At 68.5% G+C, this 17,884-nt stretch carries 15 protein-coding genes and 1 riboswitch; of the genes, 3 read left to right on the top strand and 12 right to left on the bottom strand.

Going from position 1 to position 17,884, the window contains the following annotated elements; genetic code table 11:
- Window positions 1-404 precede the first annotated feature (404 nt).
- Window positions 405-1,925: a glutamate-cysteine ligase family protein gene (locus ABZ656_RS15940; protein WP_101406378.1), complete on the bottom strand. Its 1,521-nt coding sequence runs from the start codon at window positions 1,923-1,925 to the stop codon at window positions 405-407.
- Between the two features lie 537 nt (window positions 1,926-2,462).
- Here ABZ656_RS15940 and ABZ656_RS15945 point away from each other — a divergent pair.
- Both ABZ656_RS15945 and ABZ656_RS15950 read left to right on the top strand, forming a co-directional pair.
- A complete protein-coding gene (locus ABZ656_RS15945) occupies window positions 2,463-3,047 on the top strand; it encodes a hypothetical protein (protein WP_101406377.1) in 585 nt (194 codons plus the stop codon).
- 390 nt (window positions 3,048-3,437) lie between these two features.
- On the top strand, window positions 3,438-3,644 hold the full coding sequence (locus tag ABZ656_RS15950; protein WP_054229126.1) for a DUF5999 family protein: 207 nt from the start codon (window positions 3,438-3,440) through the stop codon (window positions 3,642-3,644).
- Window positions 3,645-3,743: 99 nt separating this feature from the next.
- Here the strand turns inward: ABZ656_RS15950 and gcvP are convergent, their stop codons facing one another.
- Complete coding sequence (gene gcvP, locus ABZ656_RS15955) at window positions 3,744-6,629, bottom strand: aminomethyl-transferring glycine dehydrogenase (RefSeq protein ID WP_101406376.1); 2,886 nt, start codon at window positions 6,627-6,629, stop codon at window positions 3,744-3,746.
- A gap of 180 nt (window positions 6,630-6,809) precedes the next feature.
- Window positions 6,810-6,905, bottom strand: a riboswitch (glycine riboswitch).
- A 114-nt stretch (window positions 6,906-7,019) separates the two neighbouring features.
- Here gcvP and ABZ656_RS15960 point away from each other — a divergent pair.
- Window positions 7,020-7,391: a PRC-barrel domain-containing protein gene (locus tag ABZ656_RS15960; RefSeq protein ID WP_180362595.1), complete on the top strand. Its 372-nt coding sequence runs from the start codon at window positions 7,020-7,022 to the stop codon at window positions 7,389-7,391.
- Window positions 7,392-7,507: 116 nt separating this feature from the next.
- Here the strand turns inward: ABZ656_RS15960 and ABZ656_RS15965 are convergent, their stop codons facing one another.
- From ABZ656_RS15965 to ABZ656_RS16010, 10 genes are all read right to left on the bottom strand, one after another.
- On the bottom strand, window positions 7,508-8,890 hold the full coding sequence (locus ABZ656_RS15965; RefSeq protein WP_360268393.1) for a DNA polymerase IV: 1,383 nt from the start codon (window positions 8,888-8,890) through the stop codon (window positions 7,508-7,510).
- A gap of 44 nt (window positions 8,891-8,934) precedes the next feature.
- Window positions 8,935-9,579 (bottom strand): MerR family transcriptional regulator, encoded by a 645-nt coding sequence (locus tag ABZ656_RS15970; RefSeq protein WP_360268396.1) that lies wholly within the window; start codon window positions 9,577-9,579, stop codon window positions 8,935-8,937.
- Between the two features lie 311 nt (window positions 9,580-9,890).
- Window positions 9,891-10,364, bottom strand: a complete 474-nt coding sequence (locus ABZ656_RS15975; RefSeq protein ID WP_006123076.1) for a bifunctional nuclease family protein — start codon at window positions 10,362-10,364, stop codon at window positions 9,891-9,893.
- An 86-nt stretch (window positions 10,365-10,450) separates the two neighbouring features.
- On the bottom strand, window positions 10,451-11,215 hold the full coding sequence (locus ABZ656_RS15980; protein WP_101406373.1) for a MerR family transcriptional regulator: 765 nt from the start codon (window positions 11,213-11,215) through the stop codon (window positions 10,451-10,453).
- Between the two features lie 42 nt (window positions 11,216-11,257).
- Window positions 11,258-12,223, bottom strand: coding sequence for a zinc-ribbon and FHA domain-containing protein (locus ABZ656_RS15985; protein WP_101406372.1), 966 nt, complete (start codon window positions 12,221-12,223; stop codon window positions 11,258-11,260).
- A 61-nt stretch (window positions 12,224-12,284) separates the two neighbouring features.
- Window positions 12,285-13,127: a DUF881 domain-containing protein gene (locus tag ABZ656_RS15990; protein WP_101406371.1), complete on the bottom strand. Its 843-nt coding sequence runs from the start codon at window positions 13,125-13,127 to the stop codon at window positions 12,285-12,287.
- Between the two features lie 5 nt (window positions 13,128-13,132).
- Window positions 13,133-13,465, bottom strand: a complete 333-nt coding sequence (locus ABZ656_RS15995; protein WP_003988855.1) for a small basic family protein — start codon at window positions 13,463-13,465, stop codon at window positions 13,133-13,135.
- Window positions 13,462-14,358 (bottom strand): DUF881 domain-containing protein, encoded by an 897-nt coding sequence (locus ABZ656_RS16000; protein ID WP_360268401.1) that lies wholly within the window; start codon window positions 14,356-14,358, stop codon window positions 13,462-13,464. Before ABZ656_RS16000 ends, ABZ656_RS15995 begins: the two co-directional genes overlap by 4 nt.
- A gap of 107 nt (window positions 14,359-14,465) precedes the next feature.
- Complete coding sequence (locus ABZ656_RS16005; RefSeq protein ID WP_101406369.1) at window positions 14,466-16,961, bottom strand: mannose-1-phosphate guanyltransferase; 2,496 nt, start codon at window positions 16,959-16,961, stop codon at window positions 14,466-14,468.
- Window positions 16,962-17,077: 116 nt separating this feature from the next.
- Window positions 17,078-17,686 (bottom strand): CDP-alcohol phosphatidyltransferase family protein, encoded by a 609-nt coding sequence (locus ABZ656_RS16010; protein WP_054229135.1) that lies wholly within the window; start codon window positions 17,684-17,686, stop codon window positions 17,078-17,080.
- Window positions 17,687-17,884 lie beyond the last annotated feature (198 nt).

Raw genomic sequence — 17,884 nt, forward strand, 5'->3', positions numbered from 1 at the left:
GCCCACCCGGGGCAGCGACGCAGGCCACCCGGCCCGGGGCGCACGCCACACGCCGCGGACCCGGCGCAACGGCGCAGGCGGCCCCGCCCGGGCCACCACCACAGCCCACCCTGCCCAAGGACACTCCCGCGAGCCATCCCGGTCCAGGAACACTCCCGCGAGCCATCCCGGTCCAGGAACACTCCCGCGAGCCATCCCGGTCCAGGAACACTCCCGCGAGCCATCCCGGTCCACGGACACTCCCGCGAGCCATCCCGGTCCAGGAACACTCCCGCGAGCCATCCCGGTCCAGGAATCCCCACACAGGCCATCCGCCCCAACCACACCCACTACAGGCAGCCTGCCCCGGGGACACCTACTCGGGGAACTCGTCCCCGCACCCCGCTACGACCAGCCCGCCCCGATCAGCCCAGCGGTACCGGCTCCGGCAGTCCCACCGGCCAGGTGTGCACGGGCTCACCGAGGTGCATCAACTCGCCGTAGCGCCGGGTGGTCGCGGCCAGCGCGGCATTCCTCCCGAGGCCCTTCTCCAGCGCCTGGTGGAAGGTGGCCGCCTGCCAGGTCGCCCCGTTGGCCCGCAACCGGCACCGGTCCTCGATCACCCCCAGGTAATAGTCCCGGTCGGCCGGCTCGACGCCCCACGCGTCCAGCCCCGCCGCGGCGAGCGGCAGCAGTTCGTCACGGACCAGGTGCACGGCGTCGACCTGCGCGGTGGTACCCCCGTACCGTCCCCGACGCGGCCACTCCAGACGCGCGTCGATGCCGTGGCGGCAGGCCGCGTCGAAGTTGGCCGCCGCGGACTCGAACGACAGCCGTGTCCACACGGGCCGCGCCTCCTCGGCGAGCGCACGCACGACCCCGTAGTAGAACGCCGCGTTGGCGACGACATCGGTGACGGTGGGACCGGCGGGCAGCACCCGGTTCTCGACGCGCAGGTGCGGGACTCCGTCGGCGATGTCGTACACGGGCCGGTTCCAGCGGTAGACCGTGCCGTTGTGCAACACGAGTTCGGCGAGCCTGGGAATGCCTCCGGCGTCGAGGACCGCGAGCGGGTCCTCCTCGTCGCTGATGGGCAGCAGGGGCGGGAAGAAGCGCAGGTTCTCCTCGAAGAGGTCGTACGCCGAGGAGATCCACCGCTCGCCGAACCAGGTGCGCGGACGCACCCCCTGCGCCTGGAGCTCGGGCGGCCGGGTGTCGGTGGACTGCTGGAACAACGGCGGACGCGACTCACGCCACAGCTCACGGCCGAACAGGAAGGGCGAGTTGGCACCGATCGCGACCTGCACGGCGGCAACGGCCTGCGCCGCGTTCCACACGTCCGCGAAGCGGGCCGGAGTGACCTGGAGATGCAACTGCACTGAGGTGCAGGCGGCCTCGGGCGCGATGGACTTCGACGTACAGACGAGGCGCTCCACCCCGTCGATGTCGAGCACGAAGTCCTCGCCGCGGGCGGCCACGATCTGATCGTTGAGCAGGGTGTAGCGATCGACGTCCGACAGGTTCGAGGAGACCAGGTCGTCACGGTCGAGGGTCGGCAGAATCCCGATCATCATGATTCCCGCGTCGAGTTCGCCGGCCTTTCGATGGGCATATGCGAGCGAGGTGTGCAGCTCCTCGGCGAGCCGGTCGAATACCCGGCCGTCCAATCGATGTGGGGCTATGTTGACTTCCAGGTTGAACATGGCAAGTTCTGTTTGAAAGTCTCGGCTCGCAATCCTTTCGAGTACTTGCGCATTCATCATCCTGGGCATGCCGTCGGGCCCGGCGAGATTCAGTTCGATCTCCAGCCCCATGAGATTCTTCGGGCGATCGAACCGCTTCTCCTCCAGCAGCCGCGCCAGCCCCGTCAGACACTGCCGGAGCTTGCCTCGGTAGTGTCGGCGATCGGACAGGTCGTACGACCCTGCCACGACCTTCTCTCCCATCGAAGCGTCCCTCCTCGATTGGGCAGACCGATCCTCCGGCCCCTGCCGTCCCGGAGGATGATGCCCAGGCAACACGATCGATAACGCCCTGTACGGCCTCGTCGACCGCTACCCTGGTACCCGTTGTCCGGAGGCACATTCACGGGGCATGAACCAGGGCACAGTTTCAGCCTGACACGATCTCGTGAAAAACGCCGACGAGAATCGGCCGACCGCTCCGACAAAGCAATCCGAGGTCACCGACGGGCCCCGACACAGAATCGGGATGAACCTCTCGTTTCATCGACCGAATATCGCCTTGCTCTTCATATTCAGGACAGCTAGATGAAACACCATCTGAACACGTGTCGTATAAACTCCGCAAACGAGGCGGAGAGTTGGCGCTCGCGGTCCTAGGTCCTGTCGTCGAGGTGACGTGCGGCAGGCGACATCCTGTCGGCAGATCCAGCCCCCTCGCCCCTCCGACCCCGAGAGCTGACAGCGCCGTCCGCCCCCGCCCTCGCGCCACTGTGCCTGTCGAATGAGAGGCGACCCACCATGCCGCTGCATGTCCCCCCGGCTCCCTCGCCCGCCCTGCGCACCGTCCTCACGGCACTCGGTTCCCCCACCGCAGTCCGCGAGGCCCGCACCCCGTCCCTACGCATGGCCCAGGGACCCGTCACCCCCGAACTCCCGTTGCCCGTACACGTTCTGGACCGCATCACACCGGCCGGCGCCTCCACCACCCGGCTCGCCGGATGGCGCTTCCTGATCCGCTGCGGCGAGCGGTCGGTGGCCGCGGCCGACACCATGCTCACTCCCGACGGCTGGGCCTTCTCACACTTCTTCGAAGGCCCCTACATCGCCTCCACCGAGCGCGCCCTGCGTCACGCCGAGAACATGGGCCAGCCTTACCAGCCGCGGCTGTTGTCCGTTCCCGAGCTCTATATGCTCACCCTCTGGCTGCACGGCGACTGCGCCGCGGACGGCGCCACCGGGCACCCGGCGGCCACCGATCTCCTGGTGCCGCTGGCGCCCGCGCCGCCCGGTATCGCCGCGCATCGCCCGCACCGCGTCGCCGAACTCCTCCCGGTCCTCACGCACCGGCTCACCCCCGCCCCACTGCTCAGCTCGCCCGCGTAATCACCCACCCGGAGAAGCACACCGAGCGCATCGCCCCGTGCCCCGCCACCGTTGTCCCGGTCGCGGGGCACGTTGCCGCCCGAACCGTCCGCTCGTTCGGGCCTCACAGCGCTCGTACGAGGGAGAACGCCCCTCCGCACCGACCGGACTAGCCCCATCCGGCCACCGCGAACCCCCCGAAGGGACCGTGCAGTTGGACTGAACCGTCCGCACGGGTGACGCGTCTCCAACCTGTGAGGAGCGCTGCTGCGAAATCCCTGCGGATTGACGCCCGTAGGGCAACACTGGGTTCCAAACACACACCACCGGGGGGCGGCCATGAGCACTTCAAGCCGCGGGAAAGACACCACAGCCACCACTCATCTCTCATCCCAGCGAAAGATCCCATCCATGTGCCAGCACCAGCCACCGTGTCCGACAGCCGAATCAGCCGACCGGGAGTCCGCCCGCCTCGTGGCGCACCACCCGGAGCAGGGATGGAGCCTGCTGTGCAACGGCGTTCTGCTCTTCGAGGACACCGGTGAGCTCCTGCCCGACGGCCAGATCATCGCCCCGCACCGCCCCCAGGGCAGCGAGCACGTGATGACGGCCGCCTGAGCCGCACAACCGGGTGGCGGTGACCGTCACCCAGACATGGAGAGGGGCCGGCCCGGAGACGTGATCTCCGAACCGGCCCCGACGCGCATCCGAGGGTGACTACTCTTCGTAAGCGTCCAGCGGCGGGCAGGAACAGACCAGGTTCCGGTCGCCGTACGCCTGGTCGATGCGGCGCACCGGCGGCCAGTACTTGTCCGCGGCCGAGACGCCGGCCGGGAAGACGGCCTCCTCGCGGGTGTACGCGTGTTCCCACTCGCCGCCGAGCGCGGCGGCGGTGTGCGGCGCGTTCCGCAGCGGGTTGTCCTCGGCCGCCCAGACGCCCGAGCCGACCTTGTCGATCTCCGCACGAATGGCGATCATCGCCTCGCAGAACCGGTCGAGCTCGATCAGGTCCTCGGACTCGGTGGGCTCGATCATCAGCGTGCCTGCCACCGGGAAGGACATCGTCGGCGCGTGGAAGCCGTAGTCGATGAGCCGCTTGGCGATGTCGTCGACGCTGACGCCGGTCGCCTTGGTCAGCGGACGCAGATCGATGATGCACTCGTGCGCGACCAGCCCGCCGGGGCCGGTGTAGAGCACCGGGAAGTGCGGCTCCAGGCGCTTGGCGACGTAGTTCGCGGACAGCACCGCCACCTGCGTGGCCCGCTTGAGGCCCTCACCGCCCATGAGACGGACGTACGCCCAGGAGATCGGAAGAATGCCCGCCGAGCCCCAGGGAGCGGCCGAGATCGGTCCCACGCCTGTCTCGGGACCGGCCGCGGGCTGCAGCGGGTGGTTCGGCAGGTACGGCGCCAGGTGCGCGCGTACGCCGACCGGGCCCACGCCCGGACCACCACCGCCGTGCGGGATGCAGAACGTCTTGTGCAGGTTCAGGTGGGAGACGTCACCGCCGAAGTGGCCCGGCTTGGCGAGGCCCACCAGCGCGTTGAGGTTGGCACCGTCGACGTACACCTGCCCGCCCGCCTCGTGCACCTGCGCGCAGATGTCGGCGACGTGCTCCTCGAACACACCGTGCGTCGAGGGGTACGTGATCATCAGCACGGACAGCTCGTCGCGGTACTGCTCGATCTTCGCGCGCAGGTCCTCGACGTCGATCTCGCCGTCCTCGGCGGTCTTCACGACGACGACCTTCATGCCGGCCATCACGGCACTCGCGGCGTTCGTGCCGTGCGCGGAGGACGGGATCAGGCAGATCGTGCGCTGGTCATCGCCGTTGGCCCGGTGGTAGCCGCGTACGGCCAGCAGCCCGGCCAGCTCGCCCTGGGAGCCCGCGTTCGGCTGGAGCGACACCTTGTCGTACCCGGTGACCTCGGCGAGCCGCTCCTCCAGCTCCTGGATGAGGGTGAGATAGCCCTGTGCCTGCTCGGCGGGCACGAAGGGGTGCAGCTGGCCGAACTCGGGCCAGGTGACCGGCTCCATCTCGGTGGTCGCGTTGAGCTTCATGGTGCAGGAGCCCAGCGGGATCATGCCGCGGTCGAGCGCGTAGTCACGGTCGGACAGCCTGCGAAGGTAGCGCAGCATCGCGGTCTCGGAGCGGTACTGGTGGAAGACCGGGTGCGTGAGGTAGTCGTCGGTGCGCAGCAGCGCCGCGGGCAGCGTGTCCTCGGCGATGGCATCCAGGGCCTCGATGTCGCCGTCGACGCCGAACGCGGTCCAGACGGCGCCCACCTGCTTGCGGGCGGTGGTCTCGTCGCAGGCGATCGACACGTGGTCGGCGTCGACGAGATGGAGGTTGACGCCTCCGCGGCGCGCGCCCGCCACGACCTCGGCGGCCCGGCCCGGCACCCGCGCGGTCAGCGTGTCGAAGTACGCACCGTGCACGACCTCGACCCCGCCGGCCGTCAGGCCCGCGGCAAGGATCGTGGCGTACCGGTGCGTACGCCGCGCGATGGTCCGCAGGCCCTCGGGACCGTGGTAGACGGCGTACATGCCGGCCATCACCGCGAGCAGCACCTGCGCCGTACAGATGTTGCTGGTCGCCTTCTCGCGGCGGATGTGCTGCTCCCGCGTCTGCAGGGCGAGCCGGTACGCCTTGTGTCCGTCGGCGTCCACGGAGACGCCCACCAGCCGGCCGGGCAGGCTGCGCGCGAACTTCTCGCGCACCGCCATGTATCCGGCGTGCGGACCGCCGAAGCCCATCGGCACTCCGAAGCGCTGGGTCGTACCGATCGCGATGTCGGCGCCGAGCTCACCGGGCGAGGTGAGCAGCGTGAGGGCGAGCAGGTCGGCGGCGACCGTGACGACCGCGCCGAGCTCGTGCGCCTGCTCGATGACGGGCTTCAGGTCGCGTACGGCACCGGAGGCGCCCGGGTACTGGATCAGCACGCCGTTGATCTCACGCCCGGCGATCTCGGCCGGGATGCCCTCGCCCAGGTCGGCGACGACGATCTCGACGCCGGTCGGCTCGGCGCGGGTCTCGATGACGGCGACGGTCTGCGGCAGGGTGTCCGCGTCGACCAGGAAGAGGCCCTTCTTGTTCTTGCCCATGCGCCGGGACAGCGCCATCGCCTCGGCGGCGGCGGTGCCCTCGTCGAGCAGCGAGGCGCCGGAGGTGGGCAGCCCGGTCAGCTCGGCGACGACGGTCTGGAAGTTCAGCAGCGCTTCGAGCCGCCCCTGGGAGATCTCCGGCTGGTACGGCGTGTACGCGGTGTACCAGGCCGGGTTCTCCATGACGTTGCGCAGGATCACCGGCGGCGTGAACGTGCCGTAGTAGCCGAGGCCGATCATCGAGTCGAGCACCTGGTTGCGATCCGCGAGGGAGCGCAGCTCGGCCAGTACCTCGGCCTCGGTGCGTGCGCCCGGCAGCTCCAGCGCCTCGGCGTTCTTGATGACGTCCGGCACAGCGGCGGCCGTCAGCTCGTCGAGCGAGCCGTACCCGACCTGCGCGAGCATCTTGGCCCGTGCTTCGGGGTCGGGCCCGATGTGGCGCTGCTCGAAGGGGATTCCCTGTTCGAGCTCGGAGAGCGGAATGCGATGGGCGGTCATTGCGGAGGCCTCCTGGTCTGACACGACCTTCGAGGGGCACCACGGCGCGGGTACCCCGACGGCCTCCCCCTCTGTCATCTCAACCTGAGAGCTTCACCGGACCGCCCGCTCACTGCGACCCGGCTTTCACCGTCGGTGAGAGCGGAGGCCTTCGACACCCGCCCTGCTTTCCAGAGTGACCTCGTCCGTGCGGTACGTGTGCCTGAGAGATTCCGGGGAGGATTTGCTCCTTCGGCGCCTCCGGTGATGTCTGGAGGACTCTCCCGCACGGGGTCAGCAGCCGCTTGCCAGCCTACCAGCGAGGACAACGCACGAGCTTTCGAGTGGCCACCTTCCCGAATGTGCTCTTTTGTAGTGCTTACGGATGAGTTGCTAGCGAGTGGAGGGACCGTGCAGACCGACATCGATCCGCGCAACCTGATCGGCCGCAAGGCGCTCGACCGCAACGGCGCCAAGATCGGCACGGTCGACGAGGTCTATCTCGACGACGCGACCGGCGTCCCGGAGTGGGCCGCCATACGGACGGGCCTGTTCAGCAGGGACGCCTTCGTCCCCCTGGAGCCCAGCGAAGTCGTCGAGGGCACGCTGCGTGTCCCCTTCGACCGCGCCCTGATCAAGGACGCCCCCGACTTCGGCGTGGGCCGCCACCTCTCCCCCGAACAGGAAATCCAGCTCTACCACCACTACGGCCTGGACGTGACACCCCCACCCCCGCCCCCGGACCGCGACTTCGGCCGCCTGGCAGGCACGGACGAGGGGTAACTTCTCGGGTCGGGCCCCGCCGACGCGCCCCGAAAGGGGCGCGGGGCTCTGACATCATGCGGCTCCGCCGCGTGGGCGCGACCGGCCACAAACAACCCGCGACTGCCGAACCGACCTCACCCCCCACGGCGATCGCACACGGCCCCCATCACCAGCGGCAACGGATCAGCCAACTCCAACGCGACATCATCCGTACGAAACGTCCGCACACGCCCCGGCTCGGAGTAAGGCGTCTCGAACCGCACGGTCACCCTCCCGAGCCCACTCCCCTGCACCCACCCGTGCCCGAACTCCGCATGCCGCACGTCATGCCCCGCAGGCCACCGCCGCTCGGCAGGCGACGCCTGCTCGGCAGCCGCTTCCTCCGCCCTCTCTTCGCCCGGATGCTCCAGTACCGCCGACTCCCCCGCGGCGGCCTCCGCCTCCGCTTGCGCCTGGGCGAACAGGTCCTCCTGCGTGTAGTCGGCGAGCCCCGAGACGCCGACCCCCAGCAGCCGCACGCCCCCGGTCGTGTCCACCGCCTCCAGAAGCCGCGCGGCGGCCTCCCGTACGACGCCGGGGTCGTCCGTCGGCCCTCGCAGCGTCTCGGACCGGGTCAGCGTCGAGAAGTCGTACCTGCGCACCTTCAGGACGATGGTCCGCCCGGACAGCCCCGCACCCCGCAACCGCCGCACACACCGGTCGGCGAGCCGCTGCACCTCCAAGCCGACCCGCATCCGGTCGTGGATGTCCACGTCGTACGTGTCCTCCACCGATACGGACTTCGTCTCCCGCTCGGCCACCACGGGCCGCTCGTCGTGCGCCAGCGCCATCGCGTACAGCGCGTGCCCGTGCGCCTTCCCCACCAGCCGTACGAGTTCGTCCTCGCCCGCCTCGGCGATCTCGTCGACCGTGGTGATCCCTGCCCGGCGCAGATGGTCCCCGGTCGCCGGCCCGACACCCGGCAGCGTCCGCACCGACATGGGCCCCAGCAGCGCGCGCTCCGTCCCCGGTTCGATGACCACGAGACCGTCGGGCTTCGCCTGCTCCGAAGCGATCTTGGCGAGCATCTTGGACGCGGCGAGCCCCACCGAACCCGTCAGCCCCGTGACGGCCCGGATGTCCGCGCGCAGTTTCACCCCGGCCAGCCGCGCGGAAGCCTCGTCCCAGGCCGCCTCCCCCGCCTCCAGATCGACGAACGCCTCGTCAAGGCTCAACGGCTCCACCAACGGCGACAGCGCCCCCAGCAGCCCCATCACCTGCTCGCTGACCTCCCGGTAGAGGGTGAAGCGGGGCACGAGATATGCGGCGTTCGGCGCCAGCCGCCGTGCCTGGGCCATGGGCATCGCCGAGTGCACCCCGAAGACCCGTGCCTCGTACGAGGCGGTCGCGACGACTCCGCGGGGTCCGAGTCCGCCCACGACGACGGCCTTCCCGCGCAGGCTCGGCTTGGCTGCCTGCTCCGCCGAGGCGAAGAAGGCATCCATGTCGAGATGCAGGATCGTAGGCGCGGTTCTCACATCTCCGATGCTGCCCTACGCCACTGACAATGCCTCTGCGGACCTCAGACGGCCCGATTGCGCCGACGCGCCAGCTCGTCCGTCGGGTTGTGCCCGACGAGCGTCTCGCCCGTGTCCACGCGCTCCCCGTGCAACTGCGAGAGCGCGCTCTCGACGTCCCGCCACACCACGCCCACGGCGATCCCGAAGACGCCCTGGCCGCCCTGCAACAGGGCGTGGACCTCGTCGGGCGAGGAACATTCGTAGACGGTCGCGCCGTCGCTCATCAGCGTCATCCGCTCCAGGTCCCGGAAGCCGCGTTCCCTGAGGTGCTGGACCGTGGTGCGGATGTTCTGCAACGACACTCCCGTGTCGAGGAACCGCTTCACGATCTTCAGGACGACGACATCCCGGAAGCTGTAGAGCCGCTGGGTCCCCGACCCGTAAGCGGGCCGCACGCTCGGTTCGACCAGACCGGTCCTGGCCCAGTAGTCCAGCTGCCGGTAGGTGATGCCCGCGGCGGCACACGCCGTCGGACCGCGGTAGCCGATCTCCTCGGCAGCCGCCCCTCCCTCACCTTGCTCGCCAGACACCGCTGTCGGCCGCTGCGGAACGTGATCGGCCGCGCTGCCGTGAAGCGGGTACGGGCTGCTCTCCCCCAGACTTCGTCCGGGGGCACCCCCAGCCGTACCGTCGCCGCTGCTTCTCACGCCGACCTCCGTCCTTGACCTGCCCTCTCGACGGTAGGCAGTCACCGGGGGTGCGTCAACGATCGCCACACTCGGCACGCCGAGTGATAATCACCCTAGGAGTGGTTTCCCGTGTCCCACCGCGGGGAAAGGCTAGCCGAATGCTCTCGGAGCGGGCCGCAGCGCACCACACGGGCTAGGGGCAATTGCCGCCCCGGAGTCCTGCGATCCATCGGTTTGTCAGGGGGCGGACGCCACGCCCTGACCCACCAGCCCTGCGTCCGATCGCCCGTCCGCGGACGGGCGGTCGCGTCACCGGTTGGCCGGTCCCCTCACTGGCTGTTGGTCCCGAAGTCCTCGGGCGAGATCTGATCGAGGAACTCTCGGAACTTCTCCACCTCGTCCTCCTGCTCGTCCGGGATCGCGATGCCGGCGTCGTCGAGCACCCCGTCACTGCCGTAGATCGGCGTTCCGGTGCGCAGCGCCAGCGCTATGGCGTCGGACGGGCGGGCACTGACCTCGACCCCGCTGGCGAACACCAGCTCCGCGTAGAAGACCCCCTCGCGCAGATCAGTGATGCGCACCTCGGTGAGCTCCTGGCCGACGGCTTCCAGCACGTCCTTGAACAGATCGTGGGTCAGCGGTCGCGCGGGGGCCATGCCCTGCTGGGCGAAGGCGATCGCCGTCGCCTCCCCCGGTCCGATCCAGATGGGGAGGTAACGGTCGCCTCCCACTTCACGCAGGAGCACGATCGGTTGGTTGGAGGGCATTTCGACCCGGACACCTACGACATCGAGCTCGTTCACACAGCAACCCTAGGCCGTGCCCGGGACGTTTGGGTAGTCGGGCACAGAACGGGTGGCCGATCCGGACGCCCGCCGGACACTTCGGGTCAGGGCAGCCGGACGCCCAGCGCGGTCTGCACCAGCGCCGCGTGCAGCTTCACCGTGAGCCCCGCCAGCTCCTTCGTACGGGCCTCGGCGTGCGCCCTGGTCTGCGGATTGCGGTGGCGCCGCAAAGGGGCCACCACCTGGTCCACGAGCCCCGCGTCACGGTCGGCCGCGGCCTTCATCGCACGCAAATGGCGCGGCTCGATCCCGAACCGCCCGAGCTCGACGACGAGCGCGGCGACCGTCACCGCCTCAGCGTCATATGCCCCGTCCGGAAGCGGGGCGAGGAGTCCGTACGACTCCCACTCCTGAAGCTCCTGCTCACCGATCTCGGCGGCGGCCAGGAGCTCCGCACGGCCCACCCGGGCCGCTGTGGGTGCCTCGGGCTCCCCGAAGAGGTCACCGAGCCCACCGAACGGCTCCCCGTCGCCGGAGTCGCGCTGCCGCCCCACGGACGGCAGACGCACCGGCTCCCCACGCTCCAGAGCGTCCAGATGCTCGCGGATCACCTTCAACGGCAGATAGTGGTCCCGCTGCATCCGCAGTACGTGCCCGAGGCGCTCGACGTCGGCCTGGCTGAACTTGCGATACCCCGAGGGGGTCCGCTGCGGCTCGATGAGCCCCTCCGACTCCAGGAACCGGATCTTGGAGATCGTGACTTCGGGAAACTCGTCGCGCAGCGTGTTCAGCACCGAGCCGATGCTGATCAGCCCACTGTCCGCTGCGGCGGTACCGCTCCCGGCACCGCCGCTCGGTGATCGAAGCATGGACCTTCCTGAGGGTCCCCCCGGACGGAGTCCGGGGGAGGGTCAGATGCCTCGCTGGCTCGCGTAGAAGACCAGCCGGTACTTGCCGATCTGCACCTCATCGCCGTTCGACAGCGGGACCGAGTCGATTCGCTCCCGGTTGACGTACGTGCCGTTCAGGCTGCCCACGTCCGCGACCGTGAACGAGCCGTCCGCGGCGCGACGGAACTCCACGTGGCGACGCGACACGGTCACGTCGTCCAGGAAGATGTCGCTCTGCGGATGACGCCCGGCCGTGGTCAGGTCACCGTCCAGCAGGAAGCGGCTGCCCGAGTTCGGACCGCGGCGCACCACCAGGAGCGCAGAGCCGAGCGGTAGCGCGTCGACGGCCGCCTGCGCCTCCGGAGAGAGCGTCGGCATCTGCGTCTGGCCGGTGACCTCGGCATCGTAGGCCTCGATGCCCGAAATGGAGATCGTGGATGTGGTCTCGGACGCACGCTCCGGGACCGCACCGGGCCGCAGCGGCGCACCGCAGTTGGAGCAGAAGCGGCTGTTCTCCGCGTTGCGGTTACCGCACCTCGTACACACCAGGGCCGACATGGACGGATCCTCCTGCCGCGGCTGCCCCCCAGGGGCATGGGACGCGTACGGGTCGGAGGCGAACCCTCCACCCGCACTTGAGGCTGACGGTTCCCCGAAACCTATGCGTCCGGACTGGGCAGGGTCAACAGACGGCGCGCCCTGACCACCGGGAATGTCACCGACCTGGTCCCGGAACAGCGGGCGGTCGCCGCTCTGGCCCTCCGCGTCTCCATGGCGTGGTGCACGGTGTCGGGCAGTCGCGTTGTCGCTGCCCTCTCCTCGTGCGCTCTTGCCGAACAACTTCGCAAACAACTTCACGGGCGATTCCCCTTGACCGAAACAGACCCGCCCGTGGGGCAGGACGAACACTGATTGAACACACCGGTCGACCCGGACATCCTCACAACGTCCGTATCCACCAGACAGTTTCCACCACGCACCACCCATTCGGTGCGCCGACCCCCCGCAACCTCATGCCCTCGCCGGACGACGCCCATGCACCCCCGGTTCACTGGGAGGACGACCGAGCGTAGTCAGGCTGCTTCGCAGCCCGCAAGGCATCCACAATGATCTTCGTCGCACGCTCCACCGTGACGGTGGCCTGCTCCTTCTCGAGAGTCTGCACCACGCCTCCGGGGATGTTGAGCGCCGGCTCGAGGTCCTGCGGCTTACCGATGACCTTGAAACGATAGGGCTGAGTGATCTTGTTCCCGTCGACACTCACGCCCTTGCCGGAGTCGGCCAGATAGGTGCTGGCGACGACCCGTACACCGTTCACCTGGATCGCCTCCGCACCGGCGGCGCGCAGCTCCTGGATCGCGTCAAGCAGCATGTCCGCCTTGACCGTCCCCTTCGTGTCGTTGACCGTCAGCGTGATGCCGGGTCCCTGCGCCGCCACCGTGCCCGCCAGAATGCCGAGTTGCTTCTCCTTCTCGGCGGTCTGCTTGCGGGCCTCCGCGGCCTGGTTCGAGCTGTTCTCCAGCTCGGTGCGCTGATCTTCGAGACCCTGCTTCTCGTCTTCTAGACGCTGCGTACGGTTGTCGAGTTCATCGAGGATGCGTACGAGATCTTCTTGACGCGCGCCGCGCAGGGCGCTGCCGCTGTCGCTGTTGGAGGCCACCTGGACGGCCAGGCCGAAGCCGAGGCCGAACAGAAGCAGGGCGACGATGAGTTGCGCGCGCGTCACCCGCGGCGGCCACACCCCCTTCACGAGCCGCTGCCGGCCGGTCAGCGGCGGCCCGTCCTTCTCGTCACGCTGCTCGGGCCCCGAACTCTCGGGAGCCACGGCCGGGACCTCTTCGGGAAGTTCCCTGCGCAGCCGGTTCTCGGGTGTCTCGCCTTCGTTGCTCATCGGCCTCACGCCCGGAACACGTGCCGGCGGATCGCCGCGGCGTTGGAGAAGATGCGGATGCCGAGGACGACCACGACACCGGTGGAGAGTTGGGCGCCCACGCCCAGCTTGTCGCCCAGGAAGACGATCAATGCGGCCACGACCACGTTCGACAGGAAGGAGACCACGAAGACCTTGTCGTCGAAGATGCCGTCGAGCATCGCCCGCAGCCCTCCGAAGACGGCGTCCAGCGCCGCCACAACGGCGATCGGAAGGTAAGGCTCGACGACCGCCGGAACCTCGGGCCGGACCAACAATCCAGCCACGACTCCCACGACGAGGCCCAGTACGGCGATCACGATGTGCCCTTCTCTGTGCTCGGCTGTGCTGTACGTACGATCACACTCGGTGCGGCGGGCAACTGGACGTCCTTCTCGACGGAAATGGCGGTCCGGATGCCGTAGTTCTCCTGTAGGGCGTGCAGATACAGGCCGTCGGCACTGTTCTGGAACCTGGTGCTGAGCCGCTCGCCGTCCCCCACCGCCAGCACCGTGTAGGGCGGCACCAACGGCTTGTTGTCGACCAGTATCGCGTCACCGGCTGCCCTGATCGCCGACAGTGCCGTCAGCCGCTGTCCGTTGATCGAGACGGCCTCCGCACCGGACTCCCAGAGCCCGTTGACGACCCGCTGCATGTCACGGTCGCGGACGCGCCCGGTGTCGGAGAACCCACTGGTCTCACGAGGATTGCCGTTGCCGCCCTCGGTGGCTTCCTTGGCGTCGTTCACGACGAGCTTCACACCGGGCCCGTGGACGGCGACGGCACCCGACAGGACGCCCACCAGATCGGCCTGGCCGCTGCCCCCCTGCTTCTTCAACGCCTCGTTCTGCTTGGCGCTCACATCGTCGCGCAGGGTGTCGACACCGCTCTCGAGCTTGTCCGCGGCCGCGGTCTCCCGCTCGACGCGGTCGATGAGCTCCTGGCGCTCCTTGGCGACGACCGGGGCAGCAATCCGCGCGTTCGCCGCGCCCACGGTCACCACCAGGGCCGCAAGGACGAGGCCGGCCGCGAGGCCCAGCTTCGCCCGCACCGTTTTCGGCATGCCGCCGGCACCCTCGGTCTGCCTACGGGCGGCCGCCTCGGCGTATCCGTCGTCGAGGCTGTGATCCATGACGTTGGTGAGCAGCGACATGGAGGCGTCCGGGCGCGGGGGGCGCGGAGGTGTGCTCCGAATGGGGGGCTGCTGCGGCATGCCGCACATCGTCGCACGTCGCGGGTGCTACCTCCGAATGGCCCCACCGGCGTGCCGGACAGGCCCCTTTGGGGGCACTTGTCCGGCACGCGCTCGTGCTGTCCGTTTCAGCGACCTGCGCTGTCCACGACGGCAGCCCACTCGTCGAGCAGGGCCTCCGCGGACGCGTCGTCAGGCCCCTCCGCCCACAGATGCGTCACCGCCTCGGCGGGGTCGGGAAGCACCATCACCCAGCGCCCGTCCGTCTCCACCACCCGTACGCCGTCGGTCGTGTCCACGAACCGGTCCCCGGCCGCCTCCACGACCCGGCGCATCACCAGGCCCTTGACAGCCCAAGGAGTGGCCAGGTCGCGCTTGAGGACATGCGCCCGCGGAATCCGCGCGTCGATCTGGCTCAGCGTGAGCTGCGTCCGCGCCACCAGCCCGATCAGTCGTACGAAAGCCGCCGCGCCGTCGAAGACGCTGCTGAACTCCGGAATGATGAATCCGCCGCGCCCGTCACCGCCGAAGATCGTCGACTCCTCGCGTCCGACCCTCGTCAGATCATCCGGAGACGTCGTCGTCCACTCCACCTGCGTCCCGTGGTACGCCGCCACCTGCTCGGCGATCCGCGTGGTGGTCACCGGCAGCGCCACCCGCCCGCTGCGCCGCTCCGCGGCCACCAGGTCGAGCATGACGAGCAGGGCCCGGTCGTCCTCGACGATCCGTCCCTTCTCGTCGACGAGCGAGAGCCGCTCGCCCACCGGGTCGAAACGCACCCCGAACGCGGCCCGCGCGGACGCGACGATCTCGCCCAGCCGCACCAGGCCGGCCCGCCGCGTGTCCGCCGTCTCGGTGGGCCTGGATTCGTCGAGACCCGGATTGATGGTCAGGGAGTCCACACCGAGCTTGCCCAACAGGCTGGGCAACACCAGCCCCGCACTGCCGTTCGAGGCGTCCACGACCACCTTCAGACCGGATTCGGCGATACCGGTGGTGTCGACATTCCTGAGCAGCGATCCGGTGTACGAGTCGAAGACGCTGGCCGGGAAGTGCAGATCCCCGATCTCACCCGGGAACGCACGCCGGTACTCCTGCCGCGCGAACACCCGGTCCAACTTCCGCTGACCCCCTTGCGACAGGTCGGCACCCTGCTCGTCGAAGAACATGATGTCGACGGAGTCCGGCACCCCGGGCGTCGTACGGATCATGATCCCGCCCGCACTGCCCCTGGCGGTCTGCTGACGGGCCACTGGCAGCGGTACGTTCTCCAGGTCGCGTACATCGATGGCGCTGGCCTGCAGGGCTGAAATAACCGCCCGCTTCAGCGCTCGGGCGCCTCGGGAGTGGTCGCGGGCCGTGGTGACGGTGGAACCCTTCTTGAGCGTCGTCGCGTACGCCCCCGCGAGGCGCACGGCGAGCTCCGGAGTGATCTCCACGTTCAGGATTCCGGTGACACCGCGGGCGCCGAAGAGATGCGCCTGACCGCGCGACTCCCAGATCACCGAGGTGTTGACGAAGGCGCCGGCCTCGATGGTCTTGAACGGATAGACGCGTACGTTTCCCTGGATGATCGATTCTTCACCGACGAGGCATTCATCGCCGATGACAGCGCCGTCCTCGATCCTCGCGGCCCGCATGATATCGGTGTTCTTCCCGATCACGCAGCCCCGCAAATTGCTGTGCTGGCCGATGTACACGTTGTCGTGAACCACGGCCCTGTGCAGAAAGGCCCCGCTCTTGACGACGACGTTGGAGCCGACGACGGTGTGCTCCCGGATTTCGGCGCCCGCCTCGACCTTGGCGTAGTCGCCGATGTAGAGCGGGCCACGCAGTACGGCGTCGGCGTGCACTTCGGCGCCTTCGGCGACCCATACGCCCGGGGAGATCTCGAAACCGTCGATCTCGACGTCGACCTTGCCCTCCAGGACGTCGGCCTGCGCCTTCACATAGCTCTCGTGCGTGCCGACGTCCTCCCAATAGCCCTCGGCGATATAGCCGAAGACCGGCTTGCCCTCCTTCATCAGCTGAGGGAAGACATCGCCGGACCAGTCGACGGAGACATCGGCCTCGACGTAGTCGAAGACTTCCGGCTCCATCACATAGATACCCGTGTTGACGGTGTCGGAGAAGACCTGGCCCCAGGTCGGTTTCTCCAGGAAGCGCTCGACCTTGCCCTCTTCGTCCACGATGGTGATGCCGAATTCAAGGGGGTTCGGCACACGCGTCAGGCAGACGGTGACCATCGCACCCTTTTCCTTGTGGAAATTGATGAGGTCGGTGAGATCGAAGTCGGTCAGGGCGTCACCAGAGATCACCAGGAAAGTGTCGTCCTTCAACGCCTCCTCGGCGTTCTTGACGCTCCCGGCAGTACCGAGTGGCTTCTCCTCATTGGCATAGGTGAGCTCCATACCGAGCTCCTCGCCGTCACCGAAATAGTTCTTGACCAGCGAGGCCAAGAACTGGACAGTAACGACGGTCTCGTTGAGCCCATGCCTTTTGAGCAGCCGCAGCACGTGCTCCATGATCGGGCGGTTCACCACCGGCAGGAGCGGCTTGGGCATGCTTGAGGTCATGGGACGAAGGCGTGTGCCTTCGCCTCCGGCCATCACGACGGCCTTCATGTCGGAAGCGTCCTCCTTGAAGAGACGACGGTCTAGCCGACTTCACCCGTCCTGATTGTCCCGCAGTTTTCGAGTGCGGGCCATCTGGGCACTTCAGCTGCCCCATCGGGCCGAGCTCAATCGGCCATGGCGTCCGCCCTGAGAAGCCGGCGGACCTGCACCACGTAGAGGACTCCTGCCCACCAATAGAGGGTTGTACCCCACCCGGCGAACGCCCATCCGAAAATCGCGGCGAGCGAAGCGAGCCATCCGCTTCCGTCACTGAGCAGCAACAGAGGGAAGGCGTACATCAGGTTGAAGGTGGCCGCCTTCCCGAGGAAGTTCACCTGGAGCGGCGGATAGCCGTGACGCCGGAGGACTGCCACGACCACCAGTAGAACCAGCTCACGCGCCAGAAGCACAGCCGTCAACCACAGCGGCAGAATCTCGCGCCAGGTGAGCCCCACAAGAGTGGACAGAATGTAGAGTCGATCCGCCGCGGGATCGAGCAGTCGGCCGAGGCTGCTGATTTGGTTCCAGCGCCGCGCGAGCTTCCCGTCGAGATAGTCGCTGACGCCGCTCAGCATGAGCACGAGCAGCGCCCAGCCGTCACTCTTGGGACCGCCGAACTCGGGCCGGAGGATCAGCCACAGGAATACGGGTACGCCGACGAGGCGCGCCATGCTGAGGATGTTCGGGATGGTGAGGACCCGGTCCGTCTGGACGCGGGTCTCCTGGACCTCCACCCGGGGGCCTCCTGTGGGAAATGAGCCAACGATGCCCCCTGACCTTACCCGCAGCGCTCGCGTCGAGGTGCGGAGGGGTGGCGGAGCCACCGCGAAAAAGGGCTTGATCCCGAACGCAGAAAACCCCCGTACCGATTTCCCGGTACGGGGGTTCTCCCTAAAATTTGTTCGGCGGCGTCCTACTCTCCCACAGGGTCC

Origin of the sequence: Streptomyces sp. NPDC007095, from assembly GCF_040634475.1 — a bacterium.
GTDB lineage: Bacteria > Actinomycetota > Actinomycetes > Streptomycetales > Streptomycetaceae > Streptomyces.

Excerpts from the sequence above, each read along its gene's own strand:
- ABZ656_RS15940 (WP_101406378.1), bottom strand. The coding sequence starts at position 1,925 with ATGGGAGAGAAGGTCGTGGCAGGGTCGTACGACCTGTCCGATCGCCGA.
- ABZ656_RS15945 (WP_101406377.1), top strand. The coding sequence starts at position 2,463 with ATGCCGCTGCATGTCCCCCCGGCTCCCTCGCCCGCCCTGCGCACCGTC.
- ABZ656_RS15950 (WP_054229126.1), top strand. The coding sequence starts at position 3,438 with ATGTGCCAGCACCAGCCACCGTGTCCGACAGCCGAATCAGCCGACCGG.
- gcvP (WP_101406376.1), bottom strand. The coding sequence starts at position 6,629 with ATGACCGCCCATCGCATTCCGCTCTCCGAGCTCGAACAGGGAATCCCC.
- ABZ656_RS15980 (WP_101406373.1), bottom strand. The coding sequence starts at position 11,215 with ATGCTTCGATCACCGAGCGGCGGTGCCGGGAGCGGTACCGCCGCAGCG.
- ABZ656_RS15985 (WP_101406372.1), bottom strand. The coding sequence starts at position 12,223 with ATGGGTGGTGCGTGGTGGAAACTGTCTGGTGGATACGGACGTTGTGAG.
- ABZ656_RS15990 (WP_101406371.1), bottom strand. The coding sequence starts at position 13,127 with ATGAGCAACGAAGGCGAGACACCCGAGAACCGGCTGCGCAGGGAACTT.
- ABZ656_RS16000 (WP_360268401.1), bottom strand. The coding sequence starts at position 14,358 with ATGCCGCAGCAGCCCCCCATTCGGAGCACACCTCCGCGCCCCCCGCGC.
- ABZ656_RS16005 (WP_101406369.1), bottom strand. The coding sequence starts at position 16,961 with ATGAAGGCCGTCGTGATGGCCGGAGGCGAAGGCACACGCCTTCGTCCC.